This is a genomic window from Ruegeria sp. B10, assembly GCF_056539825.1.
The window spans coordinates 205871-220763 of sequence record NZ_JBQFVP010000002.1; the positions used below are offsets into that span (position 1 = coordinate 205871).

Annotated in this window: 15 protein-coding genes; 7 read left to right on the forward strand and 8 right to left on the reverse strand. The window is 59.3% G+C overall.

All coding sequences use genetic code 11. The features are described from left to right. Nucleotides 1-68: 68 nt before the first annotated feature. The gene (gene purD, locus ACR0J4_RS03350; protein ID WP_170642246.1) at nt 69-1331 is read right to left on the reverse strand and encodes a phosphoribosylamine--glycine ligase; all 1263 of its coding nucleotides are present in this window, start codon (nt 1329-1331) and stop codon (nt 69-71) included. 76 nt (nt 1332-1407) lie between these two features. Between purD and xseA the strand changes: the two genes are divergently transcribed. Beyond that, on the forward strand, nt 1408-2892 hold the full coding sequence (gene xseA, locus ACR0J4_RS03355) for an exodeoxyribonuclease VII large subunit (protein WP_170642248.1): 1485 nt from the start codon (nt 1408-1410) through the stop codon (nt 2890-2892). Between the two features lie 3 nt (nt 2893-2895). Here xseA and ACR0J4_RS03360 read toward each other — a convergent pair whose 3' ends face one another. Continuing rightward, nucleotides 2896-3291 carry a hypothetical protein gene (locus ACR0J4_RS03360; protein WP_480668289.1) on the reverse strand — a complete coding sequence of 132 codons (396 nt, stop codon included), beginning with the start codon at nt 3289-3291 and terminating at the stop codon, nt 2896-2898. 129 nt (nt 3292-3420) lie between these two features. Here ACR0J4_RS03360 and ACR0J4_RS03365 point away from each other — a divergent pair, with 129 nt between their 5' ends. From ACR0J4_RS03365 to ACR0J4_RS03385, 5 genes are all read left to right on the forward strand, one after another. Next, nucleotides 3421-4059 carry a lysoplasmalogenase gene (locus ACR0J4_RS03365; protein ID WP_170642250.1) on the forward strand — a complete coding sequence of 213 codons (639 nt, stop codon included), beginning with the start codon at nt 3421-3423 and terminating at the stop codon, nt 4057-4059. A gap of 59 nt (nt 4060-4118) precedes the next feature. Beyond that, nucleotides 4119-5210 carry a signal recognition particle-docking protein FtsY gene (gene ftsY, locus ACR0J4_RS03370; protein ID WP_170642252.1) on the forward strand — a complete coding sequence of 364 codons (1092 nt, stop codon included), beginning with the start codon at nt 4119-4121 and terminating at the stop codon, nt 5208-5210. 86 nt (nt 5211-5296) lie between these two features. Continuing rightward, on the forward strand, nt 5297-6199 hold the full coding sequence (locus ACR0J4_RS03375) for a DMT family transporter (RefSeq protein WP_170642254.1): 903 nt from the start codon (nt 5297-5299) through the stop codon (nt 6197-6199). 16 nt (nt 6200-6215) lie between these two features. After that, complete coding sequence (locus tag ACR0J4_RS03380) at nt 6216-6821, forward strand: inner membrane-spanning protein YciB (protein WP_170376332.1); 606 nt, start codon at nt 6216-6218, stop codon at nt 6819-6821. 121 nt (nt 6822-6942) lie between these two features. Next, the gene (locus ACR0J4_RS03385) at nt 6943-7611 is read left to right on the forward strand and encodes a Crp/Fnr family transcriptional regulator (RefSeq protein WP_170376330.1); all 669 of its coding nucleotides are present in this window, start codon (nt 6943-6945) and stop codon (nt 7609-7611) included. Between the two features lie 225 nt (nt 7612-7836). Here ACR0J4_RS03385 and ACR0J4_RS03390 read toward each other — a convergent pair whose 3' ends face one another. The 6 genes from ACR0J4_RS03390 to rpiA form a co-directional block, all read right to left on the reverse strand. Continuing rightward, entirely contained in the window at nt 7837-9273 is a 1437-nt protein-coding gene (locus ACR0J4_RS03390; RefSeq protein WP_170642501.1) for a Do family serine endopeptidase, read from the reverse strand. Nucleotides 9274-9458: 185 nt separating this feature from the next. Then, nucleotides 9459-9653 carry a DUF2065 domain-containing protein gene (locus tag ACR0J4_RS03395; RefSeq protein ID WP_170381551.1) on the reverse strand — a complete coding sequence of 65 codons (195 nt, stop codon included), beginning with the start codon at nt 9651-9653 and terminating at the stop codon, nt 9459-9461. Beyond that, a complete protein-coding gene (gene hflC, locus ACR0J4_RS03400; RefSeq protein ID WP_170376326.1) occupies nt 9653-10531 on the reverse strand; it encodes a protease modulator HflC in 879 nt (292 codons plus the stop codon). The genes ACR0J4_RS03395 and hflC overlap by 1 nt, the downstream gene beginning before the upstream one ends. Then, nucleotides 10531-11676: an FtsH protease activity modulator HflK gene (gene hflK / locus ACR0J4_RS03405; protein WP_170470140.1), complete on the reverse strand. Its 1146-nt coding sequence runs from the start codon at nt 11674-11676 to the stop codon at nt 10531-10533. Before hflK ends, hflC begins: the two co-directional genes overlap by 1 nt. A gap of 74 nt (nt 11677-11750) precedes the next feature. Beyond that, nucleotides 11751-13109 carry a glutathione-disulfide reductase gene (gene gor, locus ACR0J4_RS03410; RefSeq protein WP_170642503.1) on the reverse strand — a complete coding sequence of 453 codons (1359 nt, stop codon included), beginning with the start codon at nt 13107-13109 and terminating at the stop codon, nt 11751-11753. A gap of 124 nt (nt 13110-13233) precedes the next feature. Beyond that, entirely contained in the window at nt 13234-14022 is a 789-nt protein-coding gene (rpiA, locus tag ACR0J4_RS03415) for a ribose-5-phosphate isomerase RpiA (RefSeq protein ID WP_170642256.1), read from the reverse strand. 169 nt (nt 14023-14191) lie between these two features. On the opposite strand from rpiA, the gene ACR0J4_RS03420 reads away from it, so the two are divergent. Next, nucleotides 14192-14893: a glutathione S-transferase family protein gene (locus ACR0J4_RS03420; RefSeq protein ID WP_170642505.1), complete on the forward strand. Its 702-nt coding sequence runs from the start codon at nt 14192-14194 to the stop codon at nt 14891-14893.

The window sequence follows — 14893 nt, forward strand, 5'->3', positions numbered from 1 at the left end:
CTGGCTAGAAATATCCTGGGGGTGAGGCCGCAGGCCGAGGGGGCAAAGCCCCCTGACCCACATCGAAATCAAAGCGCCCGCCACCCAATATCGCGGCGATAAAAGCCCTCGGGCCAATCCACCCCGTCAACCGTGGCATAGGCCCGATCCCGCGCCTCTTGCAACGTCGCGCCTCGGGCGGTGACGTTCAGAACACGTCCGCCAACCGCTTGAATCTGCCCATCAACAGCCTTTGTCCCCGCGTGGAACACCATGTTGCTGCTGTCTTCAGGAAGGCCGTCCAAGCCCTTGATAACCGAGCCTTTCTCATAAGCACCCGGATACCCGCTGGCTGCCATAACGATGGTCATCGCGTGATCATCGGCCCAGTTCACGCGCGTTTCGTCCAAACGCCCTTCGGCTGCGGCATGCATCAGATCCATCGCCTGCGCCCCAAGACGCATCATCAAAACCTGACATTCGGGATCACCAAACCGGACGTTGTATTCCACCAAACGCGGCTGCCCGTCCTTGATCATCAGACCAGCGTAGAGAACCCCTTGGAACGGCGCGCCCCGGCGCTTCATCTCGGCCATGGTTGGGCGGATGATTTCATCCATCGCGCGCGCCTCAATCTCGGCGCTCAGAACCGGAGCCGGGGAGTAAGCCCCCATCCCACCGGTGTTCAGACCTGTATCCCCCTCGCCCACACGCTTGTGATCCTGCGCGGTGCCGATCGACAGGATGTTCTCTCCATCGCACAGCACAAACAACGAGGCCTCTTCGCCATCCATGAACTCTTCGATGACAACCTCGGCACCCGCCCCACCGAAGGCCCCGCCAAACATGTCGTCAATTGCGTCCAGAGCGGTCTGCTCGTCCATCGCTACTATCACGCCCTTGCCTGCCGCCAGACCATCAGCCTTGACCACGATCGGGGCGCCCTGCTCTTGGATGTAGGCCTTGGCGGGCGCGGCTTCGGTGAACCGTGCATAGGCGGCGGTAGGCGCACCGGATGCATCGCAAACCTCCTTGGTAAAACTCTTCGAAGCTTCCAACCGAGCCGCTTCGGCAGAGGGGCCAAACACCAGCAAACCGGCTTCACGTAGCCGGTCAGCCACGCCAGCGGCCAAAGGGGCCTCGGGGCCGACGATCACGAAGTCGATCGCGTTCGCCTCAGAGAAATTAACCACTGCACCACCATTCTCGATGTCCAGCGACGCGCATTCGGCGATCTGGGCGATCCCGGCATTGCCTGGCGCAACAATCAGACGGTCGCATTTGGGGTTCTGCATCACCGCCCAAGCAAGGCTGTGCTCACGCCCACCGCTGCCGAGAATAAGAATGTTCATTGGGTCGTCTCCGATCTGCTTGGCCTCGCCTGCGCGGCGTTCTAAGCTGGCAGGGCATTTGACACAAGGCGCTGAAATGTCCGACCTGCTTGATGACCCAATTCCCGGCCAAAACACCCCTGAATACTCGGTTTCCGAGATTTCCGGCGAGGTGAAGCGCACGCTAGAGGGCTCGTTCGGGCGAATCCGTGTACGCGGCGAGGTTGGCCGCGTGTTCAAGGCGCGCTCGGGTCATCTGTATTATGACATCAAAGACGACCGGAACGTTCTGGCCTGTACCACCTGGAAAGGTCAGATTTCCGGCCTGTCCGTTGTGCCCGAAGAAGGGTTGGAGGTCGTTGTCACCGGTCGCCTCACCGCATTCGGCGCGCAATCCAAATACAACATGAATGTCGATGAAGTCGCAGTGGCTGGCCAAGGCGCGTTGATGGCGCTGCTGGAAAAGCGCAAAAAACAGCTGGAGGCCGAAGGGCTATTCTCGCCCGAGCGCAAGAAACCACTGCCCTACCTGCCCCAGATCATCGGCGTCGTCACCTCACCATCCGGGGCGGTGATCCGCGATATCCTGCATCGCCTGCGCGACCGGTTTCCCCGCAAAGTCCTGATCTGGCCTGTCGCCGTGCAGGGTGCAAATTGTGCGCCCGAGGTGACCCGCGCCATCGAAGGCTTCAACGCGCTGACGCCAGGTGGCGCGCTGCCCCGCCCCGATCTGATCATCGTCGCGCGCGGTGGCGGCTCAATCGAAGACCTATGGGGGTTTAACGAAGAAAACGTGGCCCGCGCGGCTGCGGCATCAGAGATCCCGCTGATCTCGGCCGTGGGGCATGAGACAGACACGACGCTGATCGACTTTGTCTCCGACCGCCGCGCGCCTACGCCAACGGCCGCCGCCGAATTGGCCGTCCCCGTGCGGATGGAGTTGATGGCCTGGACCAACGAACAAGGCGCGCGCTTGTCGCGGGCCGCCAGCGATGCGGTTCAGCGCCGTGCGCAGCGTCTGCGTGACGTGTCGCGTGCGCTTCCGCGCCCGGATAGCTTGTTGAACTCTCCACGGCAGCGCCTTGATCTGATTGCGGAACGCCTAACACCCGCATTGAATCGCGGGGTGCAAAACCGCCGCCTGCAGCTGGTCGAGATGTCGGCTCATCTGCGCCCGTCGACTTTGCGAGGCGTCGTCTCCTCCCGTCAGGAACACCTACGCAACCTTTCGTCGCGCCTCTCCCTTCGCCCGATCCAGCGCGAGATTGAGCAACAGCGCCAGGCTATCGCTCGACTGGATGAGCGGCTGGACGCCGCCCAAACCGTCAGACTGGAGCGCCTGCGCCAACAACTGACAGCAACCGACCGCCTACGCGAAACGCTCAGCTACAAGGCAACGCTGGCGCGTGGCTATGCGGTTGTGCGCGCCGAGGGTGTCGTCGTGACCACCAAGGCTCAGGCTGGCAAACATGCGGTGCTTGAGATCGAATTCTCGGATGGCCGCCTGACGACGGGCTCCGCTGGCCGCCCTGCCGCGAAAAAAACCAAACCCGATGCGCCGGATCAGGGATCACTGTTCTAGAGGTTAAACCCCGACTTCAGGCCCCAGACACACCATCTCCTCCCCGAGGTCTTCCGCCTCATAGAGTTCGGTCGCTTGCGAGTCGCCTTCGAACTGCGCGATCAGCCCACCGCCCGACCGGGTGAATACCCAGCATTGCGGGTCCAGCCGGTCCTCGTAGACGAAACAAATCTGATCCTCGCGCTGATACCAGACGCCTTCTTTGCACTGTCCGTCCAAAAACGACCAGATCACGCGGCGGTTAGGCAGGTATCGTTCAACACCGTAAACCTGCCCTTCAAAACCATAAAACAAGGTTTTGCCCTGCGTGTACTCATCGAACTCGGCCCCGGACAACGCCGTTTGCGCGCCCGCCGTCTGCGCCGACAGCGCCAATAGAATCACGAGATGCCTCAACATGAGGCCATAGTGTCAGATGCGGGCGGGCATGGCCAATCACCACGCCGGTATTCGCCTGCCCCAACGTCATTATTGTGCCGCGTGCCACCGCAAAGAACAGTGGTCCCGAATACGACAGAGGGGACCGATGTGACACACCTGCTATTCTGGCTCGCCGCCGCGTGCGCCTTGGCCTATTTACCGCTGTCCCCGGGCCCGGCAAGTTTGCTCCGCACCGTTCTGAAAACCGCGTCGGTTGCTGTGCTGGCCCTCGTCGCCCTCCTCAGCGGAGGCGCGACCTTGCTGGTTGTCGCATTGGGCCTCTGCGCGGTTGGGGATGCTCTGCTGTCGCGAGAGTCAGACACCACCTTCATGGCAGGGATCGGCGCGTTTGCCGCGGGGCATATCGCTTACATCGCGCTGTTCCTAACGCACCCCAGCAGCAACTTTGACCTCATTCTGGAACGGCCGGGATATTTCTGGTCACTCCTCATTCTGGGGATCGTTGCCGCCACTTTGCTCGCCCCGCGCGCTGGAGAGCTGAAACTCCCGGTTCTGATCTACATCCCGATCATCCTTGGCATGGGCGTCGCAGTTCTGTCTTTGCCCGATACCGGAATGCTGCGTTGGGCCTTACCTGCGGCACTGGCCTTCATCGCTTCGGACCTCGTGCTTGCGACCGAGAAGTTTCTACTGCCTCAAGACCACCCGGCGCTGAAGCTGACGCCCTATCTGGTCTGGCCTCTTTATTGGGCTGCGCAGGCTGGACTACTGATCGCTTTCACCTGACCCTTTGCAACTCCGGCAAATCCACATTAGGTGGAGGGGAACACCTGCGGAGACCGAAAATGGCGTTTTTTTCAAAGCTGAAGGACAAGCTGTTCAAATCCTCATCTCGTCTTGAGGAAGGGCTGGACGCCATTGTCGAAGACGGAGGCGAAGAAACCACCGCACCAGAGCCGGTGGCGCAGACGCCTGAACCCGCCCCGCAGCCGCAGCCGCAGGAAGCTGCTCAGCAACCCGAGACTGGGCAAGAAGATCAGCCCGCATCCGGCGGTTTGCTGGGTCGCCTGTTCAGCCGTATGGAAACCAAGGCCGAAATTCGCCGGACCCTGGATGACGATATGCTGGAACAGCTCGAAGAGCTGCTGATCGCCTCGGACATGGGAGTCGACACCGCCCTGCGCGTCACCTCGAACATGGCCGAGGGTCGATTTGGCCGTAAACTCTCGTCCCGTGAGATCAAGCAACTGCTGGCGCAGGAAGTGGCCCGCGTGATGGAACCGGTCGCCCGCCCCCTGCCAATCTATCCCAAACGCCCGCAAGTGGTGCTGGTGGTTGGCGTCAACGGCTCTGGCAAGACCACGACCATCGGCAAACTGGCCAGCCAGTTCAAATCCGCAGGCAAGAAGGTCGTGATCGCCGCCGGAGACACCTTCCGCGCCGCCGCCGTGGAGCAACTCCAGGTCTGGGGTGACCGCGCTGGCGTCCCGGTACTGACCGCGCCCGAAGGCTCGGACCCTGCCAGCCTTGCCTTTGACGCCCTGACTAAAGCGCAACAGGACGGTGCCGACCTTCTGATGATCGACACTGCAGGCCGCCTGCAAAACCGCGCCGACCTGATGGAGGAACTAGCCAAGATCGTCCGCGTGATCCGCAAGGTCGACGAAACCGCGCCACACAACACTCTGCTTGTGCTGGATGCGACCACGGGCCAGAACGCCCTCAGCCAGGTGGAAACCTTCCGCAAACTCGCCGACGTGTCGGGCCTTGTGATGACCAAACTGGACGGCACAGCCAAAGGCGGCGTGCTGGTCGCGCTGGCCGACAAGTTCGGCCTGCCCATTCACGCCATCGGCGTCGGAGAGCAAATAGACGACCTCGCCCCGTTCGACCCCGAAGAATTCGCGGCCGCGCTAACAGGTCTCGACCAAAACTGATCCGCCTCTTCATCTGGCTAAAAGTATCCTCGGGGGTCTGGGGGCAGACGGCCCCCAGCCTCGTCACACTGGACAAATTCTGACAATTGAGCGACTGGCTGATCTCACTCGAAGGCACCGAAGCGGGCCACAATCTCGCCCTTGGCCTGGCGTTGATGGCCGCCTTCCTGCACGCGGTCTTCGGAGCACTGCAAAAGGGCCGCCACGATCCGTGGCTGTCTCGTGGGGCCATCGACGCCTGCTATTGCCTAATGGCGATCCCCTTTGCCCTATTCGTCGTGCCATGGCCCGAACCCTATATGTGGCCGATCTTCGGCATCGTCTGGCTGATCCACATCACCTACAAGATCCTTCAGGCCTTGGCCTATACCAAAGGCTCCTACACGGTGGTCTACCCGGTCGTTCGCGGCACCGGCCCGCTTTTCACCGTAATCGGAGCCTACCTTCTGTTCGGAGAAACCTTCACAGGCACGCAATGGTTCGGTGTGGCCGTCCTTCTGGCCGGCATCTTCGGGCTCGCTGCCTACAATTTCCGGTTTCTGGAAACCAACCGTGAGACTCTGGGTATCGCGCTCACCCTGGCGATTGCCACCGGTCTCTTCGTAGCGCTCTACACGACCTATGACGCTTATGGCATCCGCGCCACCGCTGATCCGTTCACCTTTCTGGCCTGGTTCTTCATGATCGACGGCTTCGCGATGCCGATCTACGCGTTCCTCAGATGGCGCGCCATGATCAACCGCCCTTCCCTAGGTCCGCTGATGCTGCGCGGGCTCGCAGGCGGCTTGATCGCACCACTGTCATTCGGAGCCATTATGATGGCCACCCGATTGGACAAAGTCGGAGAGGCGGCTGTACTGCGCGAAACATCAACTGTATTTGCAGCCTTGATCGGCTGGTTGGTTTTGAAAGAAACCGTTGGCCCAAGACGCATCGCCCTGATGGCACTGATTGCATTGGGCGCTGTAATCGTTGAAATGGGCGGATGAACAGCAGGACACCACGATGACAGGCAAAAAAGAGATCAACCCGTTTCTGAAACAGGTGCTGGAGCTGGGGCCCCCGCTGGCCTTCTTCTTCATCTACCTGCGACTGCGTGATGACAGCTTTCTGATCGGCGGTATCGAGTATTCAGGCTTTATCATCGCAACCATCCTCTTTGTCCCGCTGATGCTGGCGGCAATGGGTATCTTGTGGTTCCTGACTGGCAAGCTCAGCCGGATGCAGATTTTCACCGCCTTCATGGTGATCTTCTTCGGTGGCCTGACCGCCTGGTTCAATGATGAGCGGTTCTTCAAAATGAAGACCACGCTGGTTTATGGGTTCTTCTCGGTCATTCTTGGGATCGGGTTGCTGCAGGGAAAGTCCTACCTCGCCTACGTTCTAGATGAAATGCTGCCTATGAAGCACGAAGGTTGGATGATCCTTACGCGGCGCCTCTGTGCTTGCTTTGCGGTTCTGGCCATCGCCAATGAGATCGTCTGGCGCACGATGTCCACCGATCTTTGGGTCAAGATCGAAACCTTCGCCTTTCCCATCGCGCTAATGGCATTCCTGATGTACCAGTTCCACCGCCTGCAAAGCTATCTGGAAGACCCCGATCGCCAGTAGTCGACCCAAAGCCCCTTTGGTGTCAGTTTGACACTCATCCAAGGAAACCACTTGGCTTGTTGACCTTGCTGTGAATAATTGAGTAACCACTCACCATCCTACTCCGGAGATTAGTACCCGAATGGCGGTATTCCCAAATAGCGGCTTCCTGTCCGATGCATCCGAAGGCCTGCGCGAGATGCTCTCGGCGCTGGCGACGGAAATCTCTTTGGATAAAAACGAAACCCTGTTCGATCAGGACGATGAAGGCGATGCGCTTTATGCCATTGTCGAAGGGACGCTCGAAGTGTCCTTCCTGGCCATGAGCGGCCGGAAGCTGGCGCTGACGCTCATGCGCCCGGGCGAGGTCTTCGGTGAGATCGCTCTGTTCGACAGCGGCCCTCGCACTGCCACTGTTGCGGCTGCTGAACCTTCTCGGGTTCTGCGCGTGCGTCGCAGGGACGTGATGGAGCAAATCCGCCAACACCCCGATCTTGCGGTTGATATGGTCCGTTTGGCCGGATTGCGGATGCGGTCAATGAGTTCACAATTGAACGAGCAGGTCTTTCTGCCGATGCCGATTCGACTGGCGCGCAAACTGCTGCACCTGTCGTCTCTGCAGGACGATCCCACGGAGCGCATTACCCTGTCGCAAAGTGAATTGGCCGAATTCGTCGGCGCCACGCGTGAGGCAGTCTCGAAAACCATTTCTATCTGGAAACGCGACAATGTGGTCGAAGCATCGCGGGGCGGATTGCTGATCCACGACATCGAAGCTTTGCGCGCGTTGGCTGAATCGGACCTGATCTGACCTTTTGTGATCTTGTTCACAGACGACTCGGAGGTCAGTGCCCTAGGGTAAACCTGTTACCGTAGGAGGTCAGTAATCATCCCCGATATCTGTCCACTGATCTCTCCCTGTACCTAAGCCATATGCCCAAAAGGCATATGGCTTATTTTCTTTATGCCGGGCCTAAAAGGACATGAAAAAAGGCCGGAGAAGCCCCCGGCCATTTTCGGTAGTTATGTGATGGGCTTAGTTTTCAAGGCTCAACGCGACAAAGCGCGGGTCGCCGCCGCGGCGTACCAACAGCAGCAGCGATTTGCGCCCGGCTTCGGTAGCTTCTTCAATACGCGCCTCAAGGTCGCTGATGGATTCGACCTTCTGCTGTCCAGCTTCGGTGATCAGGTCACCCGCGCGCAGACCCTTGGCAAAGGCTTCCGAGGCTTCATCAACCTCGGTCACGACCAGACCGTCCGCCTCGGCATCCAGCCCCAGATCTTCACGCAGCGTATCTGTCAGCGGAGAAATAGTCAGGCCGAGAATGTCGGCGTTTTCGTCGGTTGGCGCGTCCGGAGTGTCTTCTTCACTCGTTTCGGCACGCTCCGCATCCTCACGGCGCCCGAGTGTGACCAGAATAGTCTGAGTGCCACCGTCGCGATGTACCACCACACGAACTGATTTGCCCACCGTCGTCTCACCGACTTGTCGTACCAGACCGCGCGTATCTTCAACCTCGACCCCGTCAAAGCTGAGGATCACATCCCCTGCTTTCAGACCGGCCTCTTTCGCAGGACCCTCCGGTACATCGCTGATCAATGCGCCACCGGGTTTATCCAGGCCCATCGCCTCAGCCATATCTTCAGTCACGTCCTGAATCCGTACACCCAGCCAACCACGACGGGTTTCGCCGAACTCACGCAGCTGGTCGACGACCTTGGTCACGACATTGGAGGCCATCGAAAACCCGATACCGATCGAGCCGCCGTTGGGCGACAGAATCGCAGTGTTCACACCAATGACCTGACCATCCATGTTGAACAGGGGACCACCCGAGTTGCCTCGGTTGATCGCTGCATCGGTCTGGATGTAGTCGTCATAGGACCCGCTCAGTGCGCGGTTACGGGCCGAGACGATCCCCGCCGAAACCGAGAACCCCTGCCCCAGCGGGTTGCCCATGGCAATCACCCAATCGCCAACACGCGCCGTGTCGCTGTCGCCGAACTGTACATATTGCAGCGGCCCCGACGCCTCCACTTTCAAGAGAGCGATATCTGTTTTCTCATCCGTGCCGATCACCTTCGCAGGCAGTTCCTTCACGGGCTGACCATCGCCAGGGAAGAATTCGATCAGGATTTCATCAGCCTCGGCGATTACATGGTTATTGGTTACAATAAAGCCGTCTTCCGAGATCACGAACCCCGACCCCAGCGCATTGCTGCGGCGCGGTCGGTCGCCATTATCGCCGTTGCGATCCTGAAACTCGCGAAAGAAATCTTCGAATGGAGAACCCTCGGGCACGATCCCCTGCGGCCCGGTCTGGCCTTCGATCAGGGTCGATGTGGTGATATTGACCACCGCCGGGCTGATCTGTTCGGCCAGCGGCGCAAGGCTCTCCCCGCGTGCATAAGCCGCAACTGTTTGCGCTGCTATCAGAACCATCGCTCCGAAGGCCAGCCACATCAGTCGCATGAAACCAACACCATCGTCCCGCCGGACGGAAATACTGCGCGCTTGTGCCTGCACTTGGGAACTCCTTGTCGTCAATTTCTTACAGACCGCCCTAAGGCAGACTATCTTTCCTCCCAATGTAGTCGGTTTGATCACGCTCGCAACTGAGGATCGCGGGGAAATCACCGGCAAGTGAGGTCAATGGGTCAAAACCCCAGCTGATAGGCGCCCCAAAGCAGCACAAGACCACTGACAACACAGAGCAGCCCTGCCAAACGCCGCGCCTGTTCTGGTAGCGTGCGCAGCGCCTCTAACATACGTTCAATAAGAGAAGGGGCCAGCGCATAGGCCAGCCCCTCGACAATCAACACCAGCCCAAAGGCCAGAAGGATCATTCCCATTACTGGGTCGCCTGCCCGGTGGGCGATTTCAGGTAGTTGAAGAACTCCGAATCCGGGCTGAGGACCATCGAGCTGTTCCCGCCCTGCAAAGCGCGCTCATAAGCGGAGAGCGAGCGGTAGAACTCAAAGAACTCTGGGTCTTTGCCAAAGGCGTCGGCGAAGATCGCGTTGCGTTCGGCGTCTGCCTCACCGCGGATGATTTCGGCCTCGCGGTTGGCGTCCGAAACCAGTTCAACCACGGTCCGGTCAGCCTGCGCGCGGACACGCTGCGCGGCTTCGTTACCGCGGGCGCGTTCGTCGGTTGCTTCACGTTCCCGCTCGGCTTTCATCCGATCAAAGGTCGCCTCAAGGTTCGCCTGCGGCAGGTCGGTGGCTTTCAGGCGCACGTCGATGACGTTGACGCCCAGCGCCCGCGCTTCGGCAATTGCGCTGTTGCGGATCCGCAGCATCAGGGCCGCACGGTCAGAGCTGAGGATATCCCGCGAGGAGACCGAACCCAGAACTTCCCGAGTTTCCGCACGAAGGATACGGTCCAGACGGTCCTCGGCCACCGGAATACCGCCAACACCAACGGCCTGACGGAACTGCTCCAGATCCGAAATCCGGTAGCGTGCGAAGGCATCAACCACCAAACGGCGGTCATCAAGGGGTGTCACCTCAAGTGGCTGCACGTCGATCGACAGAATGCGGTCATCATAGCGCACAACCTCTTGAATCAGAGGGATTTTAAACGCCAATCCGGGCTCTTCCTTGACCGCAACAACGCGACCAAACTGCAGAACCAAAGCGCGCTCACGCTCATCCACGATGAAGATCGAGGACAGAACACCGACAATCGCGAGGAAGACGACGGGTAGGATAAATGTCGTTTTACGCATCAGTTGCTCTCCGCTGCAGGGGTACGACGTAGTTCGTTCAACGGCAGGTACGGCACAACGCCCTGCCCCGAGCCGCCGGTGTTTTCGTCTAGGATGATCTTGTCCACGTCACCCAGAACCTGCTCCATGCGCTCCAGATACAGACGCTTGCGTGTTACATCCGGCGCTTTGGAGTATTCCTCCAGAACCGCGCTGAAGCGGCTGGCCTCACCCTGTGCACTGTTGATCTGTTGGGCGCGATAGGCTTCGGCTTCTTCCAGAACCTGAGCTGCTTCACCGCGCGCTTCTGCGAGAACACGGTTGGCATAGGCATCCGCGACGTTCTGCAAGCGATCTCGTTCCTGCGCGGCGGCCTGAACGTCACGGAACGCGGCAATCACGTCCTGCGGCGGGTCAGCCTTGTCGAAGTTCACGCGAACGATGTTCACGCCCGAATCGTAGCTGTCCATTGTCGCCTGAATCAACTCTTGCAGACGTTCTGCGATAATGCCGCGGTCTCTGTTCAGGATCGGAGCAAGTTCGCTTTGCGCGATAATCTCACGCATCGCAGATTCCGACACCGCCTGAATCGTTTGGCGCGGGTCACGCAGGTTAAAGAGGAACTTGGCGGGGTCGTTGATATTCCAAACGACCTGATAGTCAATATCGACCACGTTTTCGTCACCGGTCAGCATCAGACCATCGTCGCTGCCACGCGCGCCGCCCATGTCTTCGTTCTGTTCCCGCGTAACAGGAATGACCTCGGCAGTTACAAACGGCCAAGGCGCAAAGTTCAGACCGGGATTTCCAACAGCCGAGAATTCGCCAAGGAACAGTTCAACCGACTGTTCTTCGGGCTTAACGGTGTAAAAGCTGGCCGCAGCCCAGAGGCCGATCGCAACCAATGCGCCAATCGCCACGGTGCCTTTGGTAAAGATCGGACCACCGCCGCCACCGCCTGAACCGTTGCTGCCACGGCCACCGCCGCCGCGACCGCCCATGAGGACACGCAGCTGCTCTTGCCCTTTTTTCATCAGCTCATCGATCTCGGGGATCTGCGGGCTCTCCCCTTCGGGAGGCTTGCGCCCGTCACCGTTATTACCCCGATTTCCTCCACCACCAGAGGAGCCTCCGCCCCCCCAGGGGCCACCGCTGTTGCCCGCCATATGTGTCTATTCCCTTGTGTTTGACCGTGTGATCACGGTGTTCCTTGTAACTTGGTTGTGCGCGCAGTTGCAAATCAAGCCGTGCGTACAGGTTGCCGCATTGTCACCAGTTCTTCGGCCATGACCGGGTGAACTGCAACCGTGCGGTCGAAATCTTCCTTGGTCGCGCCCATTTTGACGGCAATGCCCGCCAGCTGGATCATCTCACCCGCGCCAGGCGCCACGATGTGGCAACCCAACACCTTGCGCGTCGCCTGAGAGACGATCAGCTTCATCAGAACCCGCTGAGTACCACCGGCAAAGGATTTCTGCATCGGCTTGAACGAAGTCGCATAAACCTCGATCGGTTCCTGCGCGGCCGCCTCTTCCTCGCTGAGGCCCACCGTGCCGAATTCGGGCTGGGTGAAAATCGCGGTCGGGATCAGCTCATGATCCACTGGGGTCGGGTTGCCTTTGAAGACGGTCTCAACAAAGGCCATGCCTTCGCGGATCGCAACCGGGGTCAGGTTCACACGATCGGTCACATCACCAATCGCATAGATCGAGGGCACGCCGGTCTGGCTGTACTCATCCACGATGATCTCGCCCTTGCGACCACGCTCGACGCCCACGTCCTCAAGCCCCAGGTTGTCCGCATTCGGAGTGCGCCCGGTGGCATACATGACCACGTCGAAATGATCCTCGGTCCCGTCGGTGGCTTTGACCCGGATCTTGTCGCCCTCTTTCGTCATCTCAAGCACATTGGTGCCCAGACGCACGTCGATACCGTTCTGGCGCATCTCTTCGCAGATCAGGCCACGCGCTTCTTCGTCAAAGCCACGCAGGATCTGCGCACCGCGGTAGAACTGAGTGGTTTTGACGCCCAGCCCGTTCATGATCCCGGCGAATTCACTGGCGATGTAACCGCCGCCGACGATCAGAATGCTTTCGGGCAGTTTCTCAAGGTGGAAGATTTCATTCGAGGTAATCGCCAGATCCGAGCCGGGGAAGTTCGGCACAACCGGACGGCCACCCGTCGCAATCAGGATATGCTTTGCGGTCTTGCGTGTGCCATCGGCCAGTTCAACCGTATGCGGATCAACCACATGGGCACGCTGATCAAAGCTCTCGACACCGTTGTTTTTCAGGATGTTGCGGTAGATACCTTCCAGCCGATCCAGTTCCGTCACCAGCTTGTCGTGGAAGGTGTTCCAGTTGAACGCTCCGGGCTGAATGTCCCAGCCATAAGCCTGCGCGTCACCGACCATCCCCGAATATTCACTGGCGAAGACCATCAGTTTCTTGGGAACGCAGCCGCGGATAACGCAAGTGCCGCCGTATCGATCCTCTTCCGCCAGAGCCACTTTGGCACCGTTTTCGCCAGCCGCTACGCGCGCCGCGCGGACCCCGCCCGAGCCTCCGCCGATTACGAAGAGGTCATAGTCAAAGCTCATGCTGGGTTCCTTCATTCAACTTGCAAAATTCTTTGGATATCTGGGCGCGAAAACCGCCCTGCCAACCCCCAAAGGCGTAAATTTCCAGTATATTCCAACACGTCCTTGGGATGGCGCCTTCCACTCAGTCCGAAAAATCCGAAAACAGGTTGTCCTTGGCGCCATCAAGGAACTGGTTCAACTCAACGGTTCCGGCATTGATATCGCGCAGTTCGACCCGGCCATCGCCGTAGCCCACTACGACCTTGTCGCAGATGTCTATGAAAAGCCCGTTCTCGACGACACCCGGCACCTGGTTTAGCACCAACGCCATCTGCCGCGCATTGCCGATCCGCTGTAGATGCAGGTCGAGGATATGGTTGCCCTCATCGGTCACAAATGGGGCCTCACCATTCATGCGAAGGGCTGAGTTGGTGCCAAGCACATCCATCGTGTCCAGAACTTCTTCGATCAGCGTTCGAGTGGTCTGCCAGCCAAAGGGGATCACCTCGACCGGCAGCGGGAATGCGCCGAGCGTTTCGACCTTTTTCCCGGCATCGGCGATCACCACCATCTGATCGCTGGCCGTTGCCACGATCTTTTCCTGTAGATGCGCGCCGCCACCGCCTTTGATCAGGTTCAGATCACCGTCGAACTCATCCGCGCCGTCAATCGTCAGGTCCAGCCATCCGGCCTGATCCAGCGACACGACCTCGATCCCGACTTCACGCGCCAATTGCGCGGTTCGGGTTGAGGTGGGTACGCCCTTGATACGCAGGCCTTCTTGCTGGACACGCTCGCCCAAACGGCGAACAAGCCAAGCAGCGGTAGAGCCGGTGCCCAGCCCCACCCGCATTCCGTCCTCGACCATGTCAGCCGCGCGGTACGCCGCAACGTATTTGGCCGTGTCGATTGGCGACAAATCCGCGGTCATTGGCAGTCTTCCCCAAATAGTCTGCAAGACTTATATGCAATGCTCCAGCCAACTTCGAGACCCAATTCACGTCGCCCGGATGCGAAAGATGTCGCTCAATTGCGCGTTTCCTATCGGAAACGTCGCAAACAAGGCTTTTCAGGTTTCGGTTGCTGTATATCTAGTCCGTATGATGACGCCCTATCGCCTGCACTATGCCCCTGATAACGCCTCGCTGGTGATCCGGCTGGTGCTGGACGAAATGAGCCAGCCCTATGAGACGGTGCTGGTTGATCGTAGTCAGAACGCGCAAGACAGCGCAGCCTACCGAGCGTTGAACCCGAACGGGCTGATCCCGGTTCTCGAAACCCCTCAGGGGCCGATATTCGAAACGGCTGCCATTCTGCTGTGGCTGTCCGACAGCCATGGGCAACTTGCGCCCGCGTCAAACAGCCCTGACAGGGCCGCCTTTCTGAAATGGCTGTTTTTCGCGTCAAACACGCTCCATGCCGATCTGCGCATCCTGTTTTATGCCGAGAAATACATAGACCCCAAACAGGCCGAGACCCTGCGGGCCGGAATACGTCCAAGGCTGCGCACCCATCTGAAAAATCTGGACGCAGTCGCTGCGCAGACACCGGGTTGGCTCAACGCTGATCGGCCTTCAGTTCTGACATACTATATCGCGTGCATGATGCGTTGGATGGCGCTTTACCCATCCAATGCGGACCGCAGCTGGTACCAACTGGCCGATACGCCCTATCTTCAGCGCATCCTAACAAAGCTAGAGATGCGCCCTGCAACGCGAACGGCTATCGCCGCCGAAGGTTTAGGGGCCACGCCGTTCACCTCACCCATCTATGCCAACCCTCCTGAAGGCTCAGCTATCTGA